This window comes from Citrobacter sp. wls717 (assembly GCF_005280955.1).
Taxonomy (GTDB): domain Bacteria; phylum Pseudomonadota; class Gammaproteobacteria; order Enterobacterales; family Enterobacteriaceae; genus Citrobacter; species Citrobacter werkmanii.
In genome coordinates this window covers 537,926-555,944 of record NZ_SZWW01000016.1, presented here as the reverse complement: position 1 = coordinate 555,944, position 18,019 = coordinate 537,926, and the positions used below count along the sequence as shown (strand labels likewise).

The window sequence follows — 18,019 nt, the reverse complement described above, 5'->3', positions numbered from 1 at the left end:
GCTTTGCAGGGACGCTACCTCGCGCCCGGCCCGGTCGCCTGGAGGAATAAACGGAGGGGACCGCGGAGCGGCAATTTTCCCGCCGGGAGCCGGGATTGTTAAGGGTACGGCGATAGTACCCTTAACACGTTCACTGGCGTTCAGTGTACAGAGAAGAGATACGGCTGAGGTGAACGGAACCCTTTCCCTGAAATAGCATGTTTATTACCTACGCCAATACCGTCCTTATCGTTCCGGTTAAATGAACATCTTCCTCTGCGGAATAAAACAAAAAATTATTTTTCCAGACACGATAAAAGCTTACCGACGAGATGATTAAACAATACCCAGTTCGCTACTCTCGTCACTTGATCGCCGTCCTCATTAAAACTACTGTATATAAATACAGTTAAGTGAGAGGCAGATTATTATGTTGTTTTTCCAGCCTGCAAAACGTCGACAAACGAAAAATTTTCCCCTGTTCAGCGACCTTGTGCCCTGTGGTTTTCCTTCTCCGGCGCAGGATTACGTTGAGAAAGGTATCGATCTCAATGACCTGCTGGTACAGCATCCCAGCGCAACCTATTTTGTAAAATCATCGGGTGATTCTATGGTCGGGGCGGGGATCGGTGAGGGTGATTTGCTGATTGTCGACAGCGCCAGAAACCCGGCTCATGGAGACATCGTGATTGCCGCCATTGGGGGAGAGTTCACCGTTAAACGTCTGCAATTGCATCCAATTGTGATGCTCAAGCCAGAGAACAGAACCTACGCGCCCATTATCATCGGCAGCGAGGACTCGCTGGATATCTTTGGCGTTGTGACCTTTATCGTTAAGGCGGCTGGCTGATTATGTTTGCCCTGGTGGATGTTAATTCGTTTTACGCCAGTTGTGAGATGGCATTCCGGCCCGATCTGAAAGACAAACCGGTTGTCGTTCTTTCCAATAACGACGGTTGTGTTATCGCCTGTAGCGCGAAGGCTCGGGCGCTTGGCGTCACAATGGGCGCTCCGTACTTCAAACAGAAAGATCTGTTTCGGCGCTACGGCGTGGTGTGTTTTAGTTCCAACTATGAACTGTATGCGGATATGAGCAGTCGGGTCATGTCTATCCTGGAAGACCTCTCTCCACATGTGGAAAGGTACAGTATTGATGAGGCATTCTGCGATTTGACGGGAGTAAGAAATTGTAGGGATCTGACGGATTTTGGTCTCGAAATCAGGGCCACAATTCTACAGAAAACACGCCTTCAGGTTGGCGTTGGCATCGCCCAGACCAAAACGCTGGCAAAGCTCGCGAATTACGCCGCCAAAAAATGGCCGCAACAGACTCGCGGAGTGGTGGATTTATCAAATATTGACCACCAACGTAAGCTGATGGCCGCACTCCCTGTCGGTGAAGTGTGGGGCGTGGGCCGCCGTATCAGTAAAAAACTGGACGCGATGGGGATTAAAACCGTCCGTGACCTGGCTGATACCGACATTCGCTTTATTCGCAAACACTTCAACGTAGTTCTTGAACGAACCGTACGGGAATTGCGCGGTGAGTCGTGCCTGGCGCTGGAAGAGTTTTCGCCGGTTAAACAGGAAATCGTCTGTTCACGATCGTTTGGTGAAAAACTCACGGATTACAACGCGATGCGTGAGGCGATTTGCACCTATGCCTCACGTGCGGCGGAAAAGCTGCGCGGGGAGCATCAGTTCTGTCGGTTTATCTCTGTGTTTATCAAAACCAGTCCATTTGCCCTGAAGGAACCATATTACGCTAACAGCGCGTCGGTAAAACTGCTGATCCCGACCCAGGACACCCGGGAAATTATGAGTGCGGCAACGCGCAGCCTGGACGCTATCTGGCGAGAGGGGCAACATTATCAAAAAGCGGGTGTGATGTTGGGCGATTTTTTCAGTTCTGGCGTGGCGCAACTGAATCTGTTTGATGGCAACGCCCCACGGAGCAACAGCGCGGAATTAATGATGGTGATTGATCGGCTGAATAAAAAGGGACGTGGGACAATCTGGTTTGCCGGGCAGGGGATTGAACAGCCGTGGCAAATGAAACGAGAGATGCTCTCACCTCGCTATACGACGCGTTTTACTGATTTACTGCGCGTCAGGTGAGTCTTAATACCTGCTGATTCAAATTTTTAATGTATCGATGACGGCTCGCAAGGCAGGTGACACGTTACGGTGCGGGTAATACAGAAATGAACCATCCAGACGCTGACTGTAACGTTGCAGAACCCGGATAAGCGTGCAAAAGAAGTGGATCGCAATCGCATCGGCTTACTTGATATCTGCGGTTGGGGCGGGATGGCATTAAATGACGCAGCAATGGATACACGTGTTAGACCGTTGCGACCAGCGTAAATGCCCCTGTCGTTTATGAATATGCCGCTGCTATACGCCCATGAAATTACTGTTCCTGTGCTGATCTTAATGGGTGAAAAAGCGCACTCACGTTATTTTGCCGAAGACGCTTTTAAGGCCGTTGGTAGTAAAGATAAAGAGCTGGTGGTCGTTCCGGGGGCTAACCGAACTGGAGGCGAGAAGTATTTCGCTAATTATGCCACCCAGAAAAACACTCGACGATTATATCAACAATGAATTCGACCCATCTGACTTGGCTGCAATTTATAACGTGTGTCGCCTGAAGTGTGAGGTGAAATTTAAGAACGCTTGCCACGCCTCTGGTATAGCCATTAAGGGGGGAGTGATGTTACAGCAAACCATTTTGGACGTGTGTTGCGGCCCCCGCATGTTCTGGTTTAACAAACTGGACACCCGCGCCGTGTTCGCAGATACATAGCACAATAAAAAAGCAGGATAATAATCCTGCTTTGATCTGTGGTTTCTTAGTTATTTTCCAGACAGTTTTCTCCAGATACTCTGGCTAATGCCAAAAGCAACAGCTAAGAAAACAAGACCAGACCAACGCTCTATCCCTTGCGCCATCACCAGCATAGCAACTCCGATACATCCAAGAGGAATAGCAGTGATAACAAAAAGAATAATACCCCAAAAAAATTGGCCTGCAGTGGGCTCTTGAGACATGACAACACCTTTAATGAAGGAAACCGTTAACTAACGCGCGATTTTTTATGGTTATTATATAGTTCCATGTAGCACTGAGGCTTCTGTGTTTGCTGTACCTTCCCTGGGCGTGTCTGCTAATTTTACAAAAGTAACTAGTTGTTTCAACTCCTATTTATGGTGGGTGCTATGCTTCCCACGTTTGTCTGCTAAGTCGCGATTAACCAGCCTCTACTCCTGAGTGGGAGTAAATCACGCTGGCGGTTTGAGTGTACAACAGCAAACGATCTGGTTGTTGTGGTCGGCGGCGTGGAATACCCACTAACTCTCACGGTAAACGGCAAAAAACCTGACGCCAACGGGAATGTTATTATCAGCACCGGCACAACTGCTGCTGTAACGGGCGTTCGTCTGGGGACGGTGATTTCCGACTAACCTCATTTTTAGGAATCCGGGGCGCAGATTTTAGGGGCAAAAACGCCCTAGGGGGCATAAATGGGGGCATAGAAAAGACAGCATATGTCCGCATATGGCTGATAGCGACTTAACATAAGTCTATGATATTTAATAATTCTTATATTTTACAAATATGTAAAAATTCTGATAGTATACCCCCCTATAGTATCTGGAGGGCGTATGCCACATTCACCTGAAGATAAAAAACGTATCCTCACCCGTGTTCGCCGTATTCGCGGTCAGGTTGACGCGCTTGAGCGGGCGCTGGAGTCCGGCGAACCGTGCCTTGCGATCCTGCAACAAATTGCCGCTGTACGCGGCGCATCCAATGGCCTGATGGGCGAAATGGTGGAGATCCACCTGAAAGACGAACTGGTCAGCGGCGAGACAACGCCAGACCAGCGAGCCGTGCGTATGGCTGAAATCGGCCATCTTCTTCGCGCTTATCTAAAATAACACCATCACCTCGCAATAATGGGAAGAGACAAATGAAATCACGTGCAGCAGTTGCATTTGGCCCCGGCCAACCGCTAAAAATTGTCGAAATCGACGTCGCACCGCCAAAGAAAGGTGAAGTTCTGGTTAAAATTACCCACACTGGCGTGTGTCATACTGACGCTTTTACGCTCTCAGGCGACGATCCGGAAGGGGTGTTCCCGGCGGTGCTTGGCCATGAAGGCGGCGGTATTGTGGTTGAAGTGGGTGAAGGCGTCACCAGCCTGAAAGCGGGCGACCATGTCATCCCCCTGTACACGGCAGAATGCGGTGAGTGTAAGTTCTGTAAATCAGGGAAAACCAACCTGTGTCAGGCTGTACGCGCCACCCAGGGCAAGGGGTTGATGCCGGATGGCACGACTCGCTTCTCATATAACGGCGAGCCGATTTATCACTATATGGGCACCAGTACCTTCAGTGAATATACCGTTTGCGCGGAGATCTCACTGGCGAAGGTTAACCCGCAGGCTCCGCTGGACAAAGTGTGCCTGCTGGGCTGTGGCGTCACTACCGGGATCGGGGCAGTACATAACACCGCGAAAGTGAAAGAAGGCGATACCGTGGCCGTATTTGGTCTTGGCGGCATCGGCCTGGCGGTGATTCAGGGCGCGGTGCAGGCGAAAGCCGGACGTATTCTGGCCGTTGATACCAATCCGGAGAAATTCAAACTGGCGGGTGAAATGGGCGCGACGGATTTCATCAACCCGAATGATTACGATAAACCGATTCAGGATGTGATTGTTGAGCTTACCGATGGCGGTGTGGACTTCAGCTTTGAATGTATCGGCAACGTTAACGTAATGCGTGCGGCGCTGGAATGCTGCCATAAAGGGTGGGGCGAGAGCATCATCATCGGCGTGGCAGGCGCTGGACAAGAAATCAAAACGCGTCCGTTCCAACTGGTTACCGGGCGAGTCTGGCGCGGTTCGGCGTTTGGCGGCGTGAAAGGGCGCACTCAACTCCCGGGAATGGTCGAAGAAGCGATGAGCGGAAAAATCCAGTTGGATCCGTTTATCACCCATCGCTTACCGCTGGAGCAGATTAACGAAGCATTCGATTTAATGCATCAGGGTAAGTCCATCCGTACCGTTATCCACTTTGGCGATAACTGATTCATTGGCCAGCGGATTTATCCGCTGGCACTTTCCTGAATTTTTTAGAATTATGTTGTGAAAGTGTGACGAATCCGGCGCTTTTTACGGTAAGTAAACCTCACGGATTGCCGATGACTATCTAACGGGCGTGTTTTCACGCATAAACCCTACAAGAGAGTCGACGGTCATGGACAACACAACATCGATGCAGGCCCAGCATAAACTGGGATTTCTGCATCAAATCCGACTGGTTCCGCTGTTTTCCTCCATTCTCGGTGGCATCCTTCTGTTGTTCGCCTTAAGTTCAGGGCTGGCAAGCTATTTTCTTATGCAGGCCGATCGCGATCAGCGCGACGTGACCGACGAGATTCAGGTCAGGATGGGGTTATCTAACAGCTCTAACCACTTACGCACCGCACGTATCAACATGATCCATGCCGGCGCGGCGAGCCGTATTGCCGAAATGGATGACATGAAGGCCAATATCGCCGAGGCGGAAAAACGGATTAAGCAATCGCAGGACGGCTTCAATGCTTATATGTCGCGTACGGTGAAAACGTCTGCTGATGAAGCGTTAGACGCCGAATTAAGCGCCAGTTTCAAAGCCTATACCGACGGTTTACAGCCGATGCTGAAATACGCTAAAAACGGCATGTTTGAAGCGATTATCAACCATGAAAATGAACAGGCCAGACCGCTGGATTCCGCTTACAACAAGGTGCTGCTGAAAGCCATTGAGATTCGTACTGCCAGGGCGAATAACCTTAGCGAGCAGGCGCACCAACGTACGCAACTTGGTATGGCGTTTATGCTCGGCGCATTTGCCCTCGCGTTGGTGCTCACCGTGATGACGTTTATCGTTCTGCGCCGCACCGTTATCCATCCTCTGTTACGTGCAGCCCTGCGCATCGAGCAAATTTCGGCAGGCGACCTGACCATGCCGGAGGAACCGACCGGGCGCAGTGAAATTGGTCGCCTGAGTCGTCATCTGCAAACTATGCAGCATTCGCTGGTGAAAACCGTGGGCACGGTGCGCCAGGGGGCAGAGGAAATTTATCGCGGTACCAGTGAGATTTCTGCAGGGAATACCGATTTGTCCTCACGTACAGAGCAACAGGCCGCGGCGATTGAAGAAACGGCGGCCAGTATGGAAGAGCTAACGGCTACGGTGAAGCAAAACGCTGACAACGCGCACCATGCGAGCAAGCTGGCGGAAGACGCTTCCGGCAAGGCGAGTCGTGGCGGTCAGATGGTTTCTGGCGTGGTGAAAACCATGGGCAATATCTCAGGTAGTTCGAAGAAAATCTCTGAAATCACAGCCGTTATAAACAGCATTGCTTTCCAGACGAATATCCTGGCGTTGAACGCGGCGGTAGAAGCGGCGCGGGCGGGAGAGCAAGGACGCGGGTTTGCCGTGGTCGCCAGTGAGGTACGCACGCTGGCGAGCCGAAGCGCGCAGGCGGCAAAAGAGATTGAGGGGTTGATTAGCGAATCGGTACGACTCATTGACCAGGGATCCGATGAAGTGGTCGCGGCGGGTAATACCATGACGGATATTGTCGATGCGGTAAAACGCGTGACCGATATCATGCTGGAAATTGCGGCGGCCTCTGATGAGCAGAGCCGGGGCATTGTGCAGGTGAGCCAGGCGATTTCGGAGATGGATAAGGTGACGCAGCAAAACGCCTCTCTGGTTGAAGAAGCGTCGGCCGCAGCGGCATCGCTGGAAGAACAGGCGGCACGTTTAACTGAAGCCGTCGGTACATTCCGCTTAAATGGGGGAAGCGCAATAAAGCGCGCTGCTGGTACCAAAATATCGGGCCATTCAAGTCTGCAGGCAGCAACGGTCAGTGATGATAACTGGGAAACGTTTTAACACGCTATAAGGGACCAGATGGTCCCTTAATTTTGGGTATCAAAACGGTATGGTTTTGCGTATCGCGCCAATGAGGATTTGCGCGGCAGAGGAAAGCTGCACGTCTACACGGGTAAGAATGCCAATAGGTTCACCCGCCCCGTGGGTGGGAATCGGCAATGATACCAACGTCGCCTGACGTAAATCTTCCCGGACCGCGCCTGACGGCACAAACCATACATAGTCGTAGTCAACCGTCAGTTGGCGGGAAAGCGATGCTGACAGCGTTTCGATGCAGCCCGGCGGCATTTTGCAGCCCTGGCTTTGCAGCAGTGTCTCCGCGTGCTGACGAGGAGCGGTTCCTTTTGGTGACACCACAACGGGCCATTCCATCACCCGACTCAGCGTGATGGTTTCCTGCAACAACGGGTGGTTAGGCCGCACTACCAGTTTGAGCGACTCAAGAAACAACAGCTCGTAATTCAGACCGACCATTAATTCCGGATCGGCCATCCGACCGATACCGAGATCGATTTCTCCCGATTTTAAACCGGCCAGAATCATGGGATTACTCATGGTGGCAACTTGCAGCGTCGTCTCCATTTGCTGCTTATGGAACGGACCGATTACCGCCGGAAGAATACCCAGCGCAGCGGTGGGTAAGGCCCCAATCCGTACGACGTCAGTCTGCGACTCTTCGCGCTGGTTTAACGCCTGTCCGGCCGTATTGAGCGCGTCCAGTACTCTCACCGCGTGGGTAAGAAACTGCTCGCCGGGCAATGTTAACTGCGCGCCAAGGCGACCGCGTTCAAACAGCCGGGTACCGGTCAGTTGCTCCAGTTCATTCAGTGTTTTGGAGAGGGCCGGCTGGCTCAGATTAAGGGTTTCAGCCGCGCGCCCCAACGTTCCCTGTTGTGCAACGGCGACAAAAGTATGCAGGTGGCGCAAGCGAATGCGCTGATTGAACAGAACATTTTTTTCCATAAGCGATGTTAAAAACAGAGCCGTGTCGGTGACAAGTGAAGTTGTTCGTTTTTGATAACTTGATAGCAAAATATTATTAACATTTATCATGTTTTACTTACAACTTATTTATTTTGCTCATGTTTTGTACAGCCAGGCAGGGGGGTGGGATCATGGAAGGGAATGCACCCAGTCGTTATACTTTGAATATTGTTTGCTTTTGCACCCTTTCTCTCACAAGGCACTGATTAATGATACATGTAGTAGGACACCTTAATCCCGATAGCGATGCTATTTGCACTGCCGCAATGACGGCGCGTTGGCTTACCTTGCGCGGTAAGCAGGCCACGGCATGGCGTCTGGGTGAACCTAACCGCGAAACGCAGTTTATCTTTGCGCAAGCGGGGCTGGCACTTCCTGAACGGCTGACGTTTGAGTTGACCGATCGTGACGTCTGGTTGGTTGATTTCACCGAACCTGCCCAGGGGCCGCAATCGCTGGCAGACAGTAACGTCGTGGGGATTATCGATCACCACCGACTCGGTGGATTAGTCACCCGTCTGCCGCCAGAAGTGTGGGTGAAGCCTGTCGGCAGTAGCGCGACGCTGTTATGGCAACTGATGTCGGAAGATGAGCGTAGCCAGTTATCACCCGCGGAGGCCGTTTTGTTGCTGGGTGCTGTGCTGAGTGACACTGTCACGCTTCGTTCACCCACGACCACCGCTGATGATCGTTTGGCGGTCGATGCGCTGGTTCAAAAGGCCGGTGTAGACCTGGACGCCTTCAGTCGCGACCTGCTGTCTGCCAAAACGAGCGTGGAAGGGATGAGCGCCCGCGAACTCCTGCTGAAAGACATTAAAACCTTCACTATCCAGGGGCATCAGGTCTGTGTGGCGCAGCTTGAACTGTACGCGCTGCAACAGGTTGATACAGTGCTGGATGAATTACGCCAGGAAATGACGCGCTATGCGCAGGAAAAGAATGCCGCACTGGTTGTGCTCATGCTCACCGATATTAATCTGGGCGACACCAGTCTGTGGTTTGCCGGTTCTGAGCTTTCTGACATCCCGCAGCCCTGCAAGGTGGAAGGTATGCTCAGCCGTAAAAAACAGATGCTCCCCTGGCTGGAAAGTCATTTAAAACCACGCCAGTAGGTTCGGTTCGCCGTCTGTATGGGGTGGGAAACTTACGCGGGGTCACACTTTGTAAATTCTTCCCACCGGACTTTGCAGCGTTCTCTACACTCCAGGTAATATTCACTGGAGGCATGACATTATGGCGAACACCATCACGGCAGATGAGATTCGGGAACAATTTTCGCAGGCAATGTCAGCAATGTACCAGCAGGAAGTCCCGCAGTATGGCACGTTGCTGGAACTTGTCGCTGATGTGAATCTGGCGGTACTGGAAAATAATCCGACGCTGCATGAAAAACTGGCTAATGCGGATGAACTGGCCCGGCTAAACGTTGAGCGCCACGGCGCCATCCGGGTGGGCACTGCGCAGGAACTTGCTACGCTGCGCCGGATGTTTGCCATTATGGGCATGTATCCGGTGAGTTACTACGACCTCTCTCAGGCCGGCGTCCCTGTACATTCCACGGCTTTTCGGCCCATCGACGATGCCTCGCTTTCGCGCAACCCGTTTCGGGTATTCACCTCGTTATTACGGCTCGAATTAATCGAGAACGTAGCGCTGCGGCAAAAGGCTGCGGAGATCCTTGCAAAACGCGACATTTTCACTCGTCGTTGTCATGAACTGCTGGATGAGTTTGATGCGCAGGGCAGTTTTACGCCTGAGCAGGCGCAGGAGTTTGTCCATGAAGCACTGGAAACCTTCCGCTGGCATCAGCACGCCACGGTAGATGAAGCGACCTATCATGCATTACACAACGAACACCGGCTGATTGCTGATGTGGTGTGTTTCCCTGGTTGTCACATCAACCATCTGACGCCGCGCACGCTGGATATTGACCGGGTACAGTCCATGATGCCGGAATGCGGCATAGAGCCGAAAATATTGATTGAAGGGCCGCCGCGCCGTGAGGTGCCGATTTTATTACGTCAGACCAGTTTCAAAGCGCTGGAAGAACCGGTGCTGTTTGCCGGTGAAATGCGCGGCACTCACACGGCGCGTTTTGGCGAGATTGAACAGCGCGGCGTAGCGCTCACGCCGAAAGGCAGAGCCTTGTATGACGAACTGTTGAATAAAGCGGGAACGGGAAAAGACAATCTGACGCACCAGCTGCATCTTCAGGAGGTATTCAAGGCATTCCCGGATAGCGAGTTTCTGCTGCGCCAACAGGGTCTCGCCTGGTTTCGTTATCGACTGACGCCATCAGGTGAAGCGCATCGCCAGGCCATTCGCCCGGATGACGATCCGCAACCGCTCATTGAGCGCGGCTGGCTGGTTGCGCAACCTATCACCTACGAAGATTTCTTACCGGTTAGCGCAGCAGGGATTTTCCAGTCAAATTTGGGTAATGAAACTCAGGCTCGCAGCCATGGGAATTCCAGTCGCGACGCGTTTGAAGAGGCACTGGGTTGCAAGGTATATGACGAATTTATGCTGTATCAGGAGGCTGAAGAGCGAAGTAAACGGCGGTGTGGTTTACTTTAACAGAATTTACACGGGATTCAGTCTGTTCCCATCGACATAAAATATTTTCGATTTTGTACAGATAATCGGCGACCAACAATTGGATTATTAATGAATTTTGTCTAGAGTGAGCGGTCAGAAATGTGCACTCTCTTGCCGCAGATTTTGACCGGCGCGGGACCATTTACACGACCAGAAGGACTCACTTTCAGGCATGAATCGCAGACGATTTATTAAAGGTTCAATGGCAATGGCCGCCGTGTGCGGAACCAGTGGTATTGCATCACTCTTTTCCCGCGCCGCCTTTGCGGCAGAGTCTGACATTGCAGACGGAAAAACCGTACGTTTTGATTTTTCCGTTCTGCAATCGATGGCCCACGACTTAGCACAGAAACCCTGGGGCGGCGAGCCGCGTGCGTTACCCGACACGCTGGCGAAATTGACGCCGCAGGCCTACAACAGCATTCAATATGACGCAGAGCAGTCTCTGTGGAACAATGTTGAAAATCGTCAGCTTGATGCGCAGTTCTTCCATGTGGGAATGGGATTCCGCCGCCGGGTTCGCATGTTCTCGGTCGATGACAGTACGCATATGGCGCGTGAAATCCACTTCCGTCCGGAGTTGTTTAAATACAACGACGCGGGTGTGGATACCAAACAACTGGAAGGGCAAACTGACCTCGGGTTCGCGGGTTTCCGCGTATTTAAAGCGCCAGAACTGGCTCGTCGTGATGTGGTTTCTTTCCTCGGCGCCAGCTACTTCCGCGCAGTGGATGACACCTACCAGTACGGTTTATCGGCGCGTGGTCTGGCGGTAGATACCTATACCGACAGCAAAGAAGAGTTTCCTGATTTCACCGCTTTCTGGTTCGAAACGGTTAAACCGGGCGCGACCTCCTTTACCGTGTATGCGCTACTCGATAGCCCAAGCGTAACAGGTGCCTTTAAGTTCGTGATCCACTGCGAGAAAACGCAGGTGATCATGGATGTACAAAACCATATCTACGCGCGTAAAGACATCAAGCAGCTCGGCATTGCGCCGATGACCAGCATGTTCAGCTGCGGCAACAATGAACGCCGGATGTGCGACACCATTCACCCGCAGATTCATGACTCCGATCGTCTGGCGATGTGGCGGGGCAACGGCGAGTGGATCTGCCGTCCGCTGAATAACCCGCAAAAACTGCAGTTCAATGCCTATACCGATAACAACCCGAAAGGGTTTGGTTTACTGCAGCTCGATCGCGACTTCTCTCATTACCAGGACATCATGGGCTGGTATAACAAGCGTCCGAGCCTGTGGGTCGAACCGCGTAACCAGTGGGGCAAGGGGACCATCGGCCTGATGGAGATCCCGACGACTGGCGAAACGCTGGATAACGTCGTCTGCTTCTGGCAGCCGGAGAAGTCGATTAAAGCCGGCGATGAGCTGGAATTTAAATATCGTCTGTACTGGAGCGCGCAGCCGCCGGTACGTTCGCCGTTGGCTCGCGTGATGGCGACCCGTACAGGCATGGGCGGCTTCCCGGAAGGATGGGCGCCGGGCGAGCACTACCCGGAGAAATGGGCGCGTCGTTTTGCCGTTGACTTCGTCGGTGGCGATCTGAAAGCCGCTGCGCCGAAAGGCATTGAGCCGGTGATAACGCTCTCCAGCGGTGAAGCAAAACAAATTGAGATCCTCTACGTGGAGCCTATCGACGGCTACCGTATCCAGTTTGACTGGTATCCGACGTCTGACTCAACCGACCCGGTAGATATGCGTATGTTCCTGCGTTGCCAGGGCGACGCCATCAGCGAAACCTGGCTGTATCAGTACTTCCCGCCAGCGCCGGATAAACGTCAGTACGTTGACGACCGTGAGATGCGTTAATCACTCCTTTTACGGCTCTCCTGAGGGGGAGCCGTATCTGCAATCTTTCTGAAAATAGTCTGTACGCTATTTACTCGATCCTGTTCGCATTTTTCTGTATGGGAAATGGGTACTCTGGAGCTGTGTATTTCTTATACACGTTCTTGTCCACTAACAGGGAGAAAGTATGTTTCCAGAATACAGAGACCTTATTTCCCGACTGAAAACCGAGAACCCTCGCTTTCTGTCCTTATTCGAAAAACACAACAGCCTTGATCATGAGATCTCCAGACTGGAAGGTGCGGATGGTCGGGGGTATAGTTTGGACATTGTTCGCCTTAAGAAACAGAAACTCCACCTGAAGGAAGATCTGCTCAAAATTTTGCAAAAAGAGAGTGTCGGTGAGAGCTAAGTAAAACAGCGCTTGCTGTGTAAAAGGGCTTCCAAAAGGGAAGCCCTTCCTGTTTTATGATGAGCAGAATTAGCTGCTTAACGATCGTAACGGAAAGAAAATGCCAGAAGTGATAACCATTAATGATTCGCTGGAACTGCGTGCCGTCGAAGAACAACACGTCACCCCTCTGCATCAGTTGGTGCTGAAAAATAAAACCTGGCTCCAGCAGTCGCTGAACTGGCCGCAGTTTGTCGAATCCGAGGACGACACGCGCAAAAACGTGCAGGGAAATATGATGTTGCACCAGCGCGGCTACGCCAAAATGTTCCTGATTTTTGCACAACAGAATCTGGTGGGTGTCATCGCGTTTAACCAGATAGAGCCGCTGAACAAAGCAGCCTATATTGGTTACTGGCTGGATGAAGCTCACCAGGGTAAGGGCATTATGTCCCTGGCGCTACAGGCATTGATTCATCATTATGCGCAGCGCCAGGAAATTCGCCGCTTTGTGATTAAATGCCGCGTAGAAAACGTTGAGAGCAACCGGGTGGCATTGCGCAATGGCTTCCAACTGGAAGGATGTTTACGACAAGCAGAGTTCCTCAATGGCGATTACTATGATGTGAATCTCTATGCCCGCATCATTGATAGTCCCTCAGAATAAGCCTGCGATAGGTGTGCGCGTAATGCGCTGCTCACCATTGATCACCTTCGGCCCGCGCAGATGAATAGCATCGCCATCAAATGCTTCAATGTGCGCCTGGCCGGTTATCTCAATGTGATTCTCGACCAACACTTCTCCAAGAACGCAGGCGTGACCTTCAACCAGGATGTGATCGTCAAGCTGGATTGGTCCGCCGCGTAATGTAGCATGTCCCCCGACCAACACATGGTGCTTCAGCACGCAATTACCCTCGACTACCGCGTGTTCTGCCACCTGTGAGCTGTAGCGCAGGGTAGGAATAGCATCTTCATCGGTTCCGGCGATGACGCGCGCATGCCCGTAGACTTTGGCGCAATCGCAAATCCATACATTATTCTCTTCATTACCTTCCACCTGGGCAAAATCAAAAACTTCCGCCCGATGTTCAATAAAGGCGTAGTTGATTTTCGCATCGCCATAGATCTGCGCCTGATGCACTACGCGTGAGTTGCTGATGGTCGCCCGATCGTAAATCTGCAGCAACTGGTCGTTTTCAACAGTGAGTCCCCTGGCGGCAATGATTTCGGATCCACATACAACGCGTGCATTACCCCAGAGAAGGCACTCGCCGCGAATAACCGAATCCTGTATCGTGACGTTGTCACGTAATTGTGCGTAATGGCTGATTTCTGCCCGGTCAATCCACACGGCATCGCCTATTTGCGCGCCATCTCTGACGACACTTGCCTGAGTAACCCGGGCGTTTCCGGTTATCGATGCGCCGGAAAATGCGAGCGCATTTTCATCGTAAATCCAGCAATCACCGCTTTGCGACAAGACGCTTTCGTCATCAATCCAGCCGCCAGGCGTACCGGCGGTAACATCATTAAAATCAATGAGCGCAATGATTTGGCGTAGTAATACGCTTTTTTTATTGCCATTATCCTGGTAACTAAAGGAGCGAAGCTCATCGCTGAGTCGATATTTGGTCATTGCTCATTTCCATGTTGCGCACCTTAGTTAAACGTAGCAAAGTTTTCCGTACTGGCTAAACCCGCTGAAATTCCATAAAATGCATTTCAAATATACTTTAAAAAATAAACAAAATGAGTAAGAGCAAACAGAGTGAACGGGTCCTCAATCTTCCGGCCGGTTATTTTGGCATGGTACTGGGGACTATCGGGATGGGATTCGCCTGGCGCTATGCCAGCCAGATTTGGCCGGTGAGCCACTGGATTGGCGACGGTTTAGTGATTCTCGCCATGGCCATTTGGGGGCTGCTGACGCTGGCTTTTATGTATCGCTTGCTGCACTTCCCGCACAGCGTACTGGCTGAAATTCGTCACCCGGTGATGAGTAGCTTTGTCAGTCTGTTTCCGGCCACAACCATGCTGGTAGCAATTGGTTTTGTTCCCTGGTATCGACCGCTGGCGATCGGGTTATTCAGCATTGGCGTGGTGATACAGCTGGCGTACGCGGCCTGGCAAACGGCAGGATTATGGCGTGGAGCGCATCCAGAGGAAGCCACCACGCCGGGTCTGTATCTGCCGACCGTCGCCAATAACTTTATCAGCGCAATGGCCTGTGGTGCGCTTGGTTTCAATGATGCCGGAATGGTGTTTTTGGGGGCAGGCGTATTTTCCTGGCTCAGCCTGGAACCGGTGATCCTGCAACGTTTACGTAGCTGCGGGGAACTGCCAGCGGTCTTACGGACTTCGCTTGGCATTCAACTGGCGCCCGCGCTGGTCGCTTGCAGCGCCTGGCTTAGCGTCAACGGCGGTGAGGGGGATACGTTAGCCAAAATGCTGTTCGGCTATGGTCTGCTGCAACTTCTGTTTATGCTGCGTCTCATGCCATGGTACCTGTCGCAACCATTTAATGCCTCGTTCTGGAGCTTCTCGTTTGGCGTGTCGGCCCTGGCGACGACGGGCCTGCATCTGGGACACGGCAGCGAATCAGGATTTTTTCATACGCTGTCTATCCCTCTGTTTATTTTTACCAATTTTATCATTGCATTATTACTGATACGTACGCTTGCTTTGCTGCTGCAGGGAAAGCTGCTTATCCGCACAGAACGTGCAGCACTACTGAAATCTGAGGATAAATGATGACTCATTGCGACGAAAACTACTTTACTGAGAAATACGATTTAACCCGTACGCATTCCGATGTTGTTGAAGCGGCAAAAGTGGTCGCGCCAGGTAAAACATTAGATCTGGGCTGCGGTAATGGTCGTAACAGCCTGTACCTTGCGGCAAACGGCTATGACGTTACCGCATGGGATAAAAACCCCATGAGCATAGCGAACCTTGAGCGCATTAAAGCGGCGGAAGGGCTGACCAACCTGCATGCGCAAGTCGCGGATCTTAACGCCTTACGCTTTGATGGCGAATATGATTTTATTCTTTCTACCGTTGTGCTGATGTTCCTTGAGGCTAAAACTATCCCGGGACTGATAGATAATATGCAGCGCTGCACTAAGCCAGGCGGATATAATTTAATCGTTGCGGCAATGGACACTGATGATTTCCCGTGCACGGTTGGTTTTCCGTTTGCGTTTAAAGCGGGTGAATTACGCAACTATTACAGCGGGTGGGATCTGCTGAAATACAACGAAGACGTGGGTGAACTTCATCGTACGGATGAAAATGGTAATCGCATTAAACTGCGCTTTGCCACTATGCTGGCACGCAAAACTGTCTGAAGCTCCTGTCTGGGTTAACTCTCTCTGCGTTCAGCATTTTTTATGTTGAGCGCAAAGATAAAATTGTGCGGTCCTTACCATTTTTAGTGCATCCAAAATGAATCTGTTTTGCTATTCTTTTTAGGCATCATTGCGAAAACTAAAGGGATCGTTTCATGCGTACTCATACTTTATTTAAAGTTGCAGTGCTTACTGGCTTGTTGGCATTATCCGGCTGTGCGTCAAAAGTGACCGAACCGGATAAATATTCTGGGTTTTTAAAAAATTACTCTGATCTGAAGGAAACAAAATCGGCAACCGGACAAACGGTACTCCGTTGGGTTGACCCGAACTACAACGAATCCAAATATGACAACATTGTATATAACCCGGTAACGTATTATCCGGTTCCTAAACCTACAACGCAGGTAGGGCAGAAGGTTCTTGATCAACTACTGACCTACACCAATACACAGTTGAAATCCGCAATCAGTAAACGTAAACCCCTGGTGACTACCCCTGGGCCACGTAGCCTGATTTTCCGCGGGGCAATTACCGGTGTAGCGACCAGTAAAGAAGGGCTGCAGTTCTACGAAGTGATCCCGGTTGCGCTGCTGGTTGCGGGAACGCAAATGGCAACGGGCCACCGTACCATGGATACCAACCTCTACTTCGAGGGTGAGTTGATTGATGCGGCGACCAATAAACCGGTCATTAAAGTTGTACGTAAGGGTGAAGGTAAAGATCTGAACAACGAAAGCACGCCGATGGCGTTCGAAACGTTGAAGAAAGTTGTTGATGACATGGCGACTGATGCTTCCATGTTTGACGTGAACAAAAAAACACAATAATAATGATGAACGCACCATCTAAGGATGGTGCGTTTTTTTTATGCCGTTCGGCGACGATATACGAGCTTACCCATCAGCGCTTCTGGTCGGGCAAACATCACCAGGTTCCCCAGCAAAATCAATACTAATCCCACAATCGCATTTACCTGCCAGATATACCCTTCATACAATGTTGACAGCGTCAGTGCGACCAGAGGAAAAAGCAGCGTACTGTATGCGGCCTTACTGGGACCAATGCGACCGACCAGTGTGAAATAGGCGCCAAAGGCAATCACCGAACCAAAAATAGCCAGGTACAGCAGTGCGCTAAGATAGCTGAAAGTCCACTGCGGAGTGAAGTCATCGCCACGCACCAGCGCAATAGCGGCGATCAGCAATGTACCGTACAACATGGCCCAGCTATTGGTGGTCAATACTTCCAGCCCTTTTTTCTGATGGCGCAGACTTATCATGTTGCCCAATGAAAAACCAAAGGTTCCCAGAGCGCTTAAGCCGATGCCCAGCAGAAGTGAATGGTTGAACCCACTGTTGAGTAAGTCCTGCCAGAACAGGGTGACAATGCCAGTCAGACCGAGACCGGCGGCAATATAAAAGCGCATCGGCGGTTTTTGGCCGAAAAACAGAAAACTATTGACCGCATTGAACAGGACGGCCATCGAGAAAATCACCGATTCAAGGCCCGTGTTAATCCACGCCGCAGCCGTATAAAAACACCAAAAGTTAAAGCAAAAAACGCATCCGCCTTGTAACAGACAAAACAGATGGTCACGACCAGATAGTTTGCGTAATTTACCGCTAACCAACAGGATTATTATCATTACCGAGCTGGCAACGGCAAAGCGCCAAAAGATAGAAACCGGCGCTGAAACCGGTCCTTGTTGCAGATAAATGGCAATCCATGTCGTTCCCCAAATCACAACCACCAGGCAATACAATAGCGCGTTCATACAACTCTCTCTTTTTGGTCTTCAGGCGCACACTGTGTCACGTTGGGTAGCAGGGGGCTTTCATCAGATTGCGGTGGACTTGCAAAATCTTGCGCTTTTTTTCGCGCAAATGTGAAAAGGAAGCTGTTAACAATATGTAGCTGATATAGACTGAAAGCCTGCTAACTTATTTTGAATGTGAT

Annotated in this window: 17 protein-coding genes and 3 pseudogenes; 15 read left to right on the top strand and 5 right to left on the bottom strand. The window is 51.2% G+C overall.

Annotated features, from left to right (window positions below; genetic code table 11):
* Window positions 1–409 precede the first annotated feature (409 nt).
* Together FDX09_RS12745 and FDX09_RS12740 are read left to right on the top strand one after the other, a co-directional pair.
* Complete coding sequence (locus tag FDX09_RS12745; RefSeq protein WP_087856558.1) at window positions 410–829, top strand: translesion error-prone DNA polymerase V autoproteolytic subunit; 420 nt, start codon at window positions 410–412, stop codon at window positions 827–829.
* Window positions 830–831: 2 nt separating this feature from the next.
* Complete coding sequence (locus FDX09_RS12740) at window positions 832–2,097, top strand: Y-family DNA polymerase (RefSeq protein ID WP_137347311.1); 1,266 nt, start codon at window positions 832–834, stop codon at window positions 2,095–2,097.
* A gap of 18 nt (window positions 2,098–2,115) precedes the next feature.
* Here FDX09_RS12740 and FDX09_RS12735 read toward each other — a convergent pair.
* Window positions 2,116–2,232, bottom strand: a pseudogene (locus FDX09_RS12735) (LysR family transcriptional regulator); the annotation flags it as partial.
* A 3-nt stretch (window positions 2,233–2,235) separates the two neighbouring features.
* On the opposite strand from FDX09_RS12735, the pseudogene FDX09_RS12730 reads away from it, so the two are divergent.
* Window positions 2,236–2,511, top strand: a pseudogene (locus FDX09_RS12730) (hypothetical protein); the annotation flags it as partial.
* Window positions 2,512–2,692: 181 nt separating this feature from the next.
* Window positions 2,693–2,779: pseudogene (locus FDX09_RS23930) on the top strand (SAM-dependent methyltransferase); the annotation flags it as partial.
* Between the two features lie 56 nt (window positions 2,780–2,835).
* Here the strand turns inward: FDX09_RS23930 and FDX09_RS12720 are convergent.
* The gene (locus FDX09_RS12720) at window positions 2,836–3,030 is read right to left on the bottom strand and encodes a hypothetical protein (protein WP_042308241.1); all 195 of its coding nucleotides are present in this window, start codon (window positions 3,028–3,030) and stop codon (window positions 2,836–2,838) included.
* Window positions 3,031–3,645: 615 nt separating this feature from the next.
* Here FDX09_RS12720 and FDX09_RS12715 point away from each other — a divergent pair.
* The 3 genes from FDX09_RS12715 (at window position 3,646) to FDX09_RS12705 (ending at window position 6,930) form a co-directional block, all read left to right on the top strand.
* Window positions 3,646–3,921: a metal/formaldehyde-sensitive transcriptional repressor gene (locus FDX09_RS12715; protein ID WP_003833178.1), complete on the top strand. Its 276-nt coding sequence runs from the start codon at window positions 3,646–3,648 to the stop codon at window positions 3,919–3,921.
* A 32-nt stretch (window positions 3,922–3,953) separates the two neighbouring features.
* The gene (locus tag FDX09_RS12710) at window positions 3,954–5,072 is read left to right on the top strand and encodes an S-(hydroxymethyl)glutathione dehydrogenase/class III alcohol dehydrogenase (RefSeq protein WP_038640779.1); all 1,119 of its coding nucleotides are present in this window, start codon (window positions 3,954–3,956) and stop codon (window positions 5,070–5,072) included.
* A gap of 169 nt (window positions 5,073–5,241) precedes the next feature.
* Entirely contained in the window at window positions 5,242–6,930 is a 1,689-nt protein-coding gene (locus tag FDX09_RS12705) for a methyl-accepting chemotaxis protein (RefSeq protein ID WP_137347310.1), read from the top strand.
* A gap of 39 nt (window positions 6,931–6,969) precedes the next feature.
* Here the strand turns inward: FDX09_RS12705 and FDX09_RS12700 are convergent, their stop codons facing one another.
* Window positions 6,970–7,893 (bottom strand): LysR substrate-binding domain-containing protein, encoded by a 924-nt coding sequence (locus tag FDX09_RS12700; protein ID WP_038640774.1) that lies wholly within the window; start codon window positions 7,891–7,893, stop codon window positions 6,970–6,972.
* A gap of 230 nt (window positions 7,894–8,123) precedes the next feature.
* Between FDX09_RS12700 and FDX09_RS12695 the strand changes: the two genes are divergently transcribed.
* From FDX09_RS12695 to rimL, 5 genes are all read left to right on the top strand, one after another.
* A complete protein-coding gene (locus FDX09_RS12695; protein WP_137347309.1) occupies window positions 8,124–9,026 on the top strand; it encodes a manganese-dependent inorganic pyrophosphatase in 903 nt (300 codons plus the stop codon).
* A 121-nt stretch (window positions 9,027–9,147) separates the two neighbouring features.
* Window positions 9,148–10,491 (top strand): VOC family protein, encoded by a 1,344-nt coding sequence (locus tag FDX09_RS12690; protein WP_069324946.1) that lies wholly within the window; start codon window positions 9,148–9,150, stop codon window positions 10,489–10,491.
* A 193-nt stretch (window positions 10,492–10,684) separates the two neighbouring features.
* Entirely contained in the window at window positions 10,685–12,340 is a 1,656-nt protein-coding gene (locus tag FDX09_RS12685; RefSeq protein ID WP_038640767.1) for a glucan biosynthesis protein, read from the top strand.
* 166 nt (window positions 12,341–12,506) lie between these two features.
* Entirely contained in the window at window positions 12,507–12,731 is a 225-nt protein-coding gene (locus FDX09_RS12680; protein WP_038640766.1) for a YdcH family protein, read from the top strand.
* Window positions 12,732–12,831: 100 nt separating this feature from the next.
* Window positions 12,832–13,377 (top strand): 50S ribosomal protein L7/L12-serine acetyltransferase, encoded by a 546-nt coding sequence (gene rimL, locus FDX09_RS12675; RefSeq protein ID WP_137347308.1) that lies wholly within the window; start codon window positions 12,832–12,834, stop codon window positions 13,375–13,377.
* Here the strand turns inward: rimL and ydcK are convergent.
* Complete coding sequence (gene ydcK / locus FDX09_RS12670) at window positions 13,369–14,349, bottom strand: YdcK family protein (protein WP_137347307.1); 981 nt, start codon at window positions 14,347–14,349, stop codon at window positions 13,369–13,371. The genes rimL and ydcK overlap by 9 nt on opposite strands.
* 113 nt (window positions 14,350–14,462) lie before the next feature.
* On the opposite strand from ydcK, the gene tehA reads away from it, so the two are divergent.
* From tehA to FDX09_RS12655, 3 genes are all read left to right on the top strand, one after another.
* Window positions 14,463–15,464 carry a dicarboxylate transporter/tellurite-resistance protein TehA gene (gene tehA / locus FDX09_RS12665; RefSeq protein ID WP_085048156.1) on the top strand — a complete coding sequence of 334 codons (1,002 nt, stop codon included), beginning with the start codon at window positions 14,463–14,465 and terminating at the stop codon, window positions 15,462–15,464.
* Window positions 15,464–16,060 carry a tellurite resistance methyltransferase TehB gene (gene tehB / locus FDX09_RS12660; RefSeq protein WP_085048157.1) on the top strand — a complete coding sequence of 199 codons (597 nt, stop codon included), beginning with the start codon at window positions 15,464–15,466 and terminating at the stop codon, window positions 16,058–16,060. Before tehA ends, tehB begins: the two co-directional genes overlap by 1 nt.
* 155 nt (window positions 16,061–16,215) lie before the next feature.
* Window positions 16,216–16,890, top strand: a complete 675-nt coding sequence (locus FDX09_RS12655) for a DUF3313 domain-containing protein (RefSeq protein WP_085048158.1) — start codon at window positions 16,216–16,218, stop codon at window positions 16,888–16,890.
* A gap of 38 nt (window positions 16,891–16,928) precedes the next feature.
* Here the strand turns inward: FDX09_RS12655 and FDX09_RS12650 are convergent, their stop codons facing one another.
* The gene (locus FDX09_RS12650; RefSeq protein WP_085048159.1) at window positions 16,929–17,837 is read right to left on the bottom strand and encodes a DMT family transporter; all 909 of its coding nucleotides are present in this window, start codon (window positions 17,835–17,837) and stop codon (window positions 16,929–16,931) included.
* Window positions 17,838–18,019 lie beyond the last annotated feature (182 nt).

Coding starts and splice junctions, on each gene's coding strand:
- FDX09_RS12745 (WP_087856558.1), top strand. CDS start 410: ATGTTGTTTTTCCAGCCTGCAAAACGTCGACAAACGAAAAATTTTCCC.
- FDX09_RS12720 (WP_042308241.1), bottom strand. CDS start 3,030: ATGTCTCAAGAGCCCACTGCAGGCCAATTTTTTTGGGGTATTATTCTT.
- FDX09_RS12740 (WP_137347311.1), top strand. CDS start 832: ATGTTTGCCCTGGTGGATGTTAATTCGTTTTACGCCAGTTGTGAGATG.
- rimL (WP_137347308.1), top strand. CDS start 12,832: ATGCCAGAAGTGATAACCATTAATGATTCGCTGGAACTGCGTGCCGTC.
- FDX09_RS12705 (WP_137347310.1), top strand. CDS start 5,242: ATGGACAACACAACATCGATGCAGGCCCAGCATAAACTGGGATTTCTG.
- ydcK (WP_137347307.1), bottom strand. CDS start 14,349: ATGACCAAATATCGACTCAGCGATGAGCTTCGCTCCTTTAGTTACCAG.
- tehB (WP_085048157.1), top strand. CDS start 15,464: ATGACTCATTGCGACGAAAACTACTTTACTGAGAAATACGATTTAACC.
- FDX09_RS12655 (WP_085048158.1), top strand. CDS start 16,216: ATGCGTACTCATACTTTATTTAAAGTTGCAGTGCTTACTGGCTTGTTG.
- FDX09_RS12690 (WP_069324946.1), top strand. CDS start 9,148: ATGGCGAACACCATCACGGCAGATGAGATTCGGGAACAATTTTCGCAG.
- FDX09_RS12715 (WP_003833178.1), top strand. CDS start 3,646: ATGCCACATTCACCTGAAGATAAAAAACGTATCCTCACCCGTGTTCGC.
- FDX09_RS12710 (WP_038640779.1), top strand. CDS start 3,954: ATGAAATCACGTGCAGCAGTTGCATTTGGCCCCGGCCAACCGCTAAAA.
- FDX09_RS12695 (WP_137347309.1), top strand. CDS start 8,124: ATGATACATGTAGTAGGACACCTTAATCCCGATAGCGATGCTATTTGC.
- FDX09_RS12700 (WP_038640774.1), bottom strand. CDS start 7,893: ATGGAAAAAAATGTTCTGTTCAATCAGCGCATTCGCTTGCGCCACCTG.
- FDX09_RS12680 (WP_038640766.1), top strand. CDS start 12,507: ATGTTTCCAGAATACAGAGACCTTATTTCCCGACTGAAAACCGAGAAC.
- FDX09_RS12685 (WP_038640767.1), top strand. CDS start 10,685: ATGAATCGCAGACGATTTATTAAAGGTTCAATGGCAATGGCCGCCGTG.
- tehA (WP_085048156.1), top strand. CDS start 14,463: ATGAGTAAGAGCAAACAGAGTGAACGGGTCCTCAATCTTCCGGCCGGT.
- FDX09_RS12650 (WP_085048159.1), bottom strand. CDS start 17,837: ATGAACGCGCTATTGTATTGCCTGGTGGTTGTGATTTGGGGAACGACA.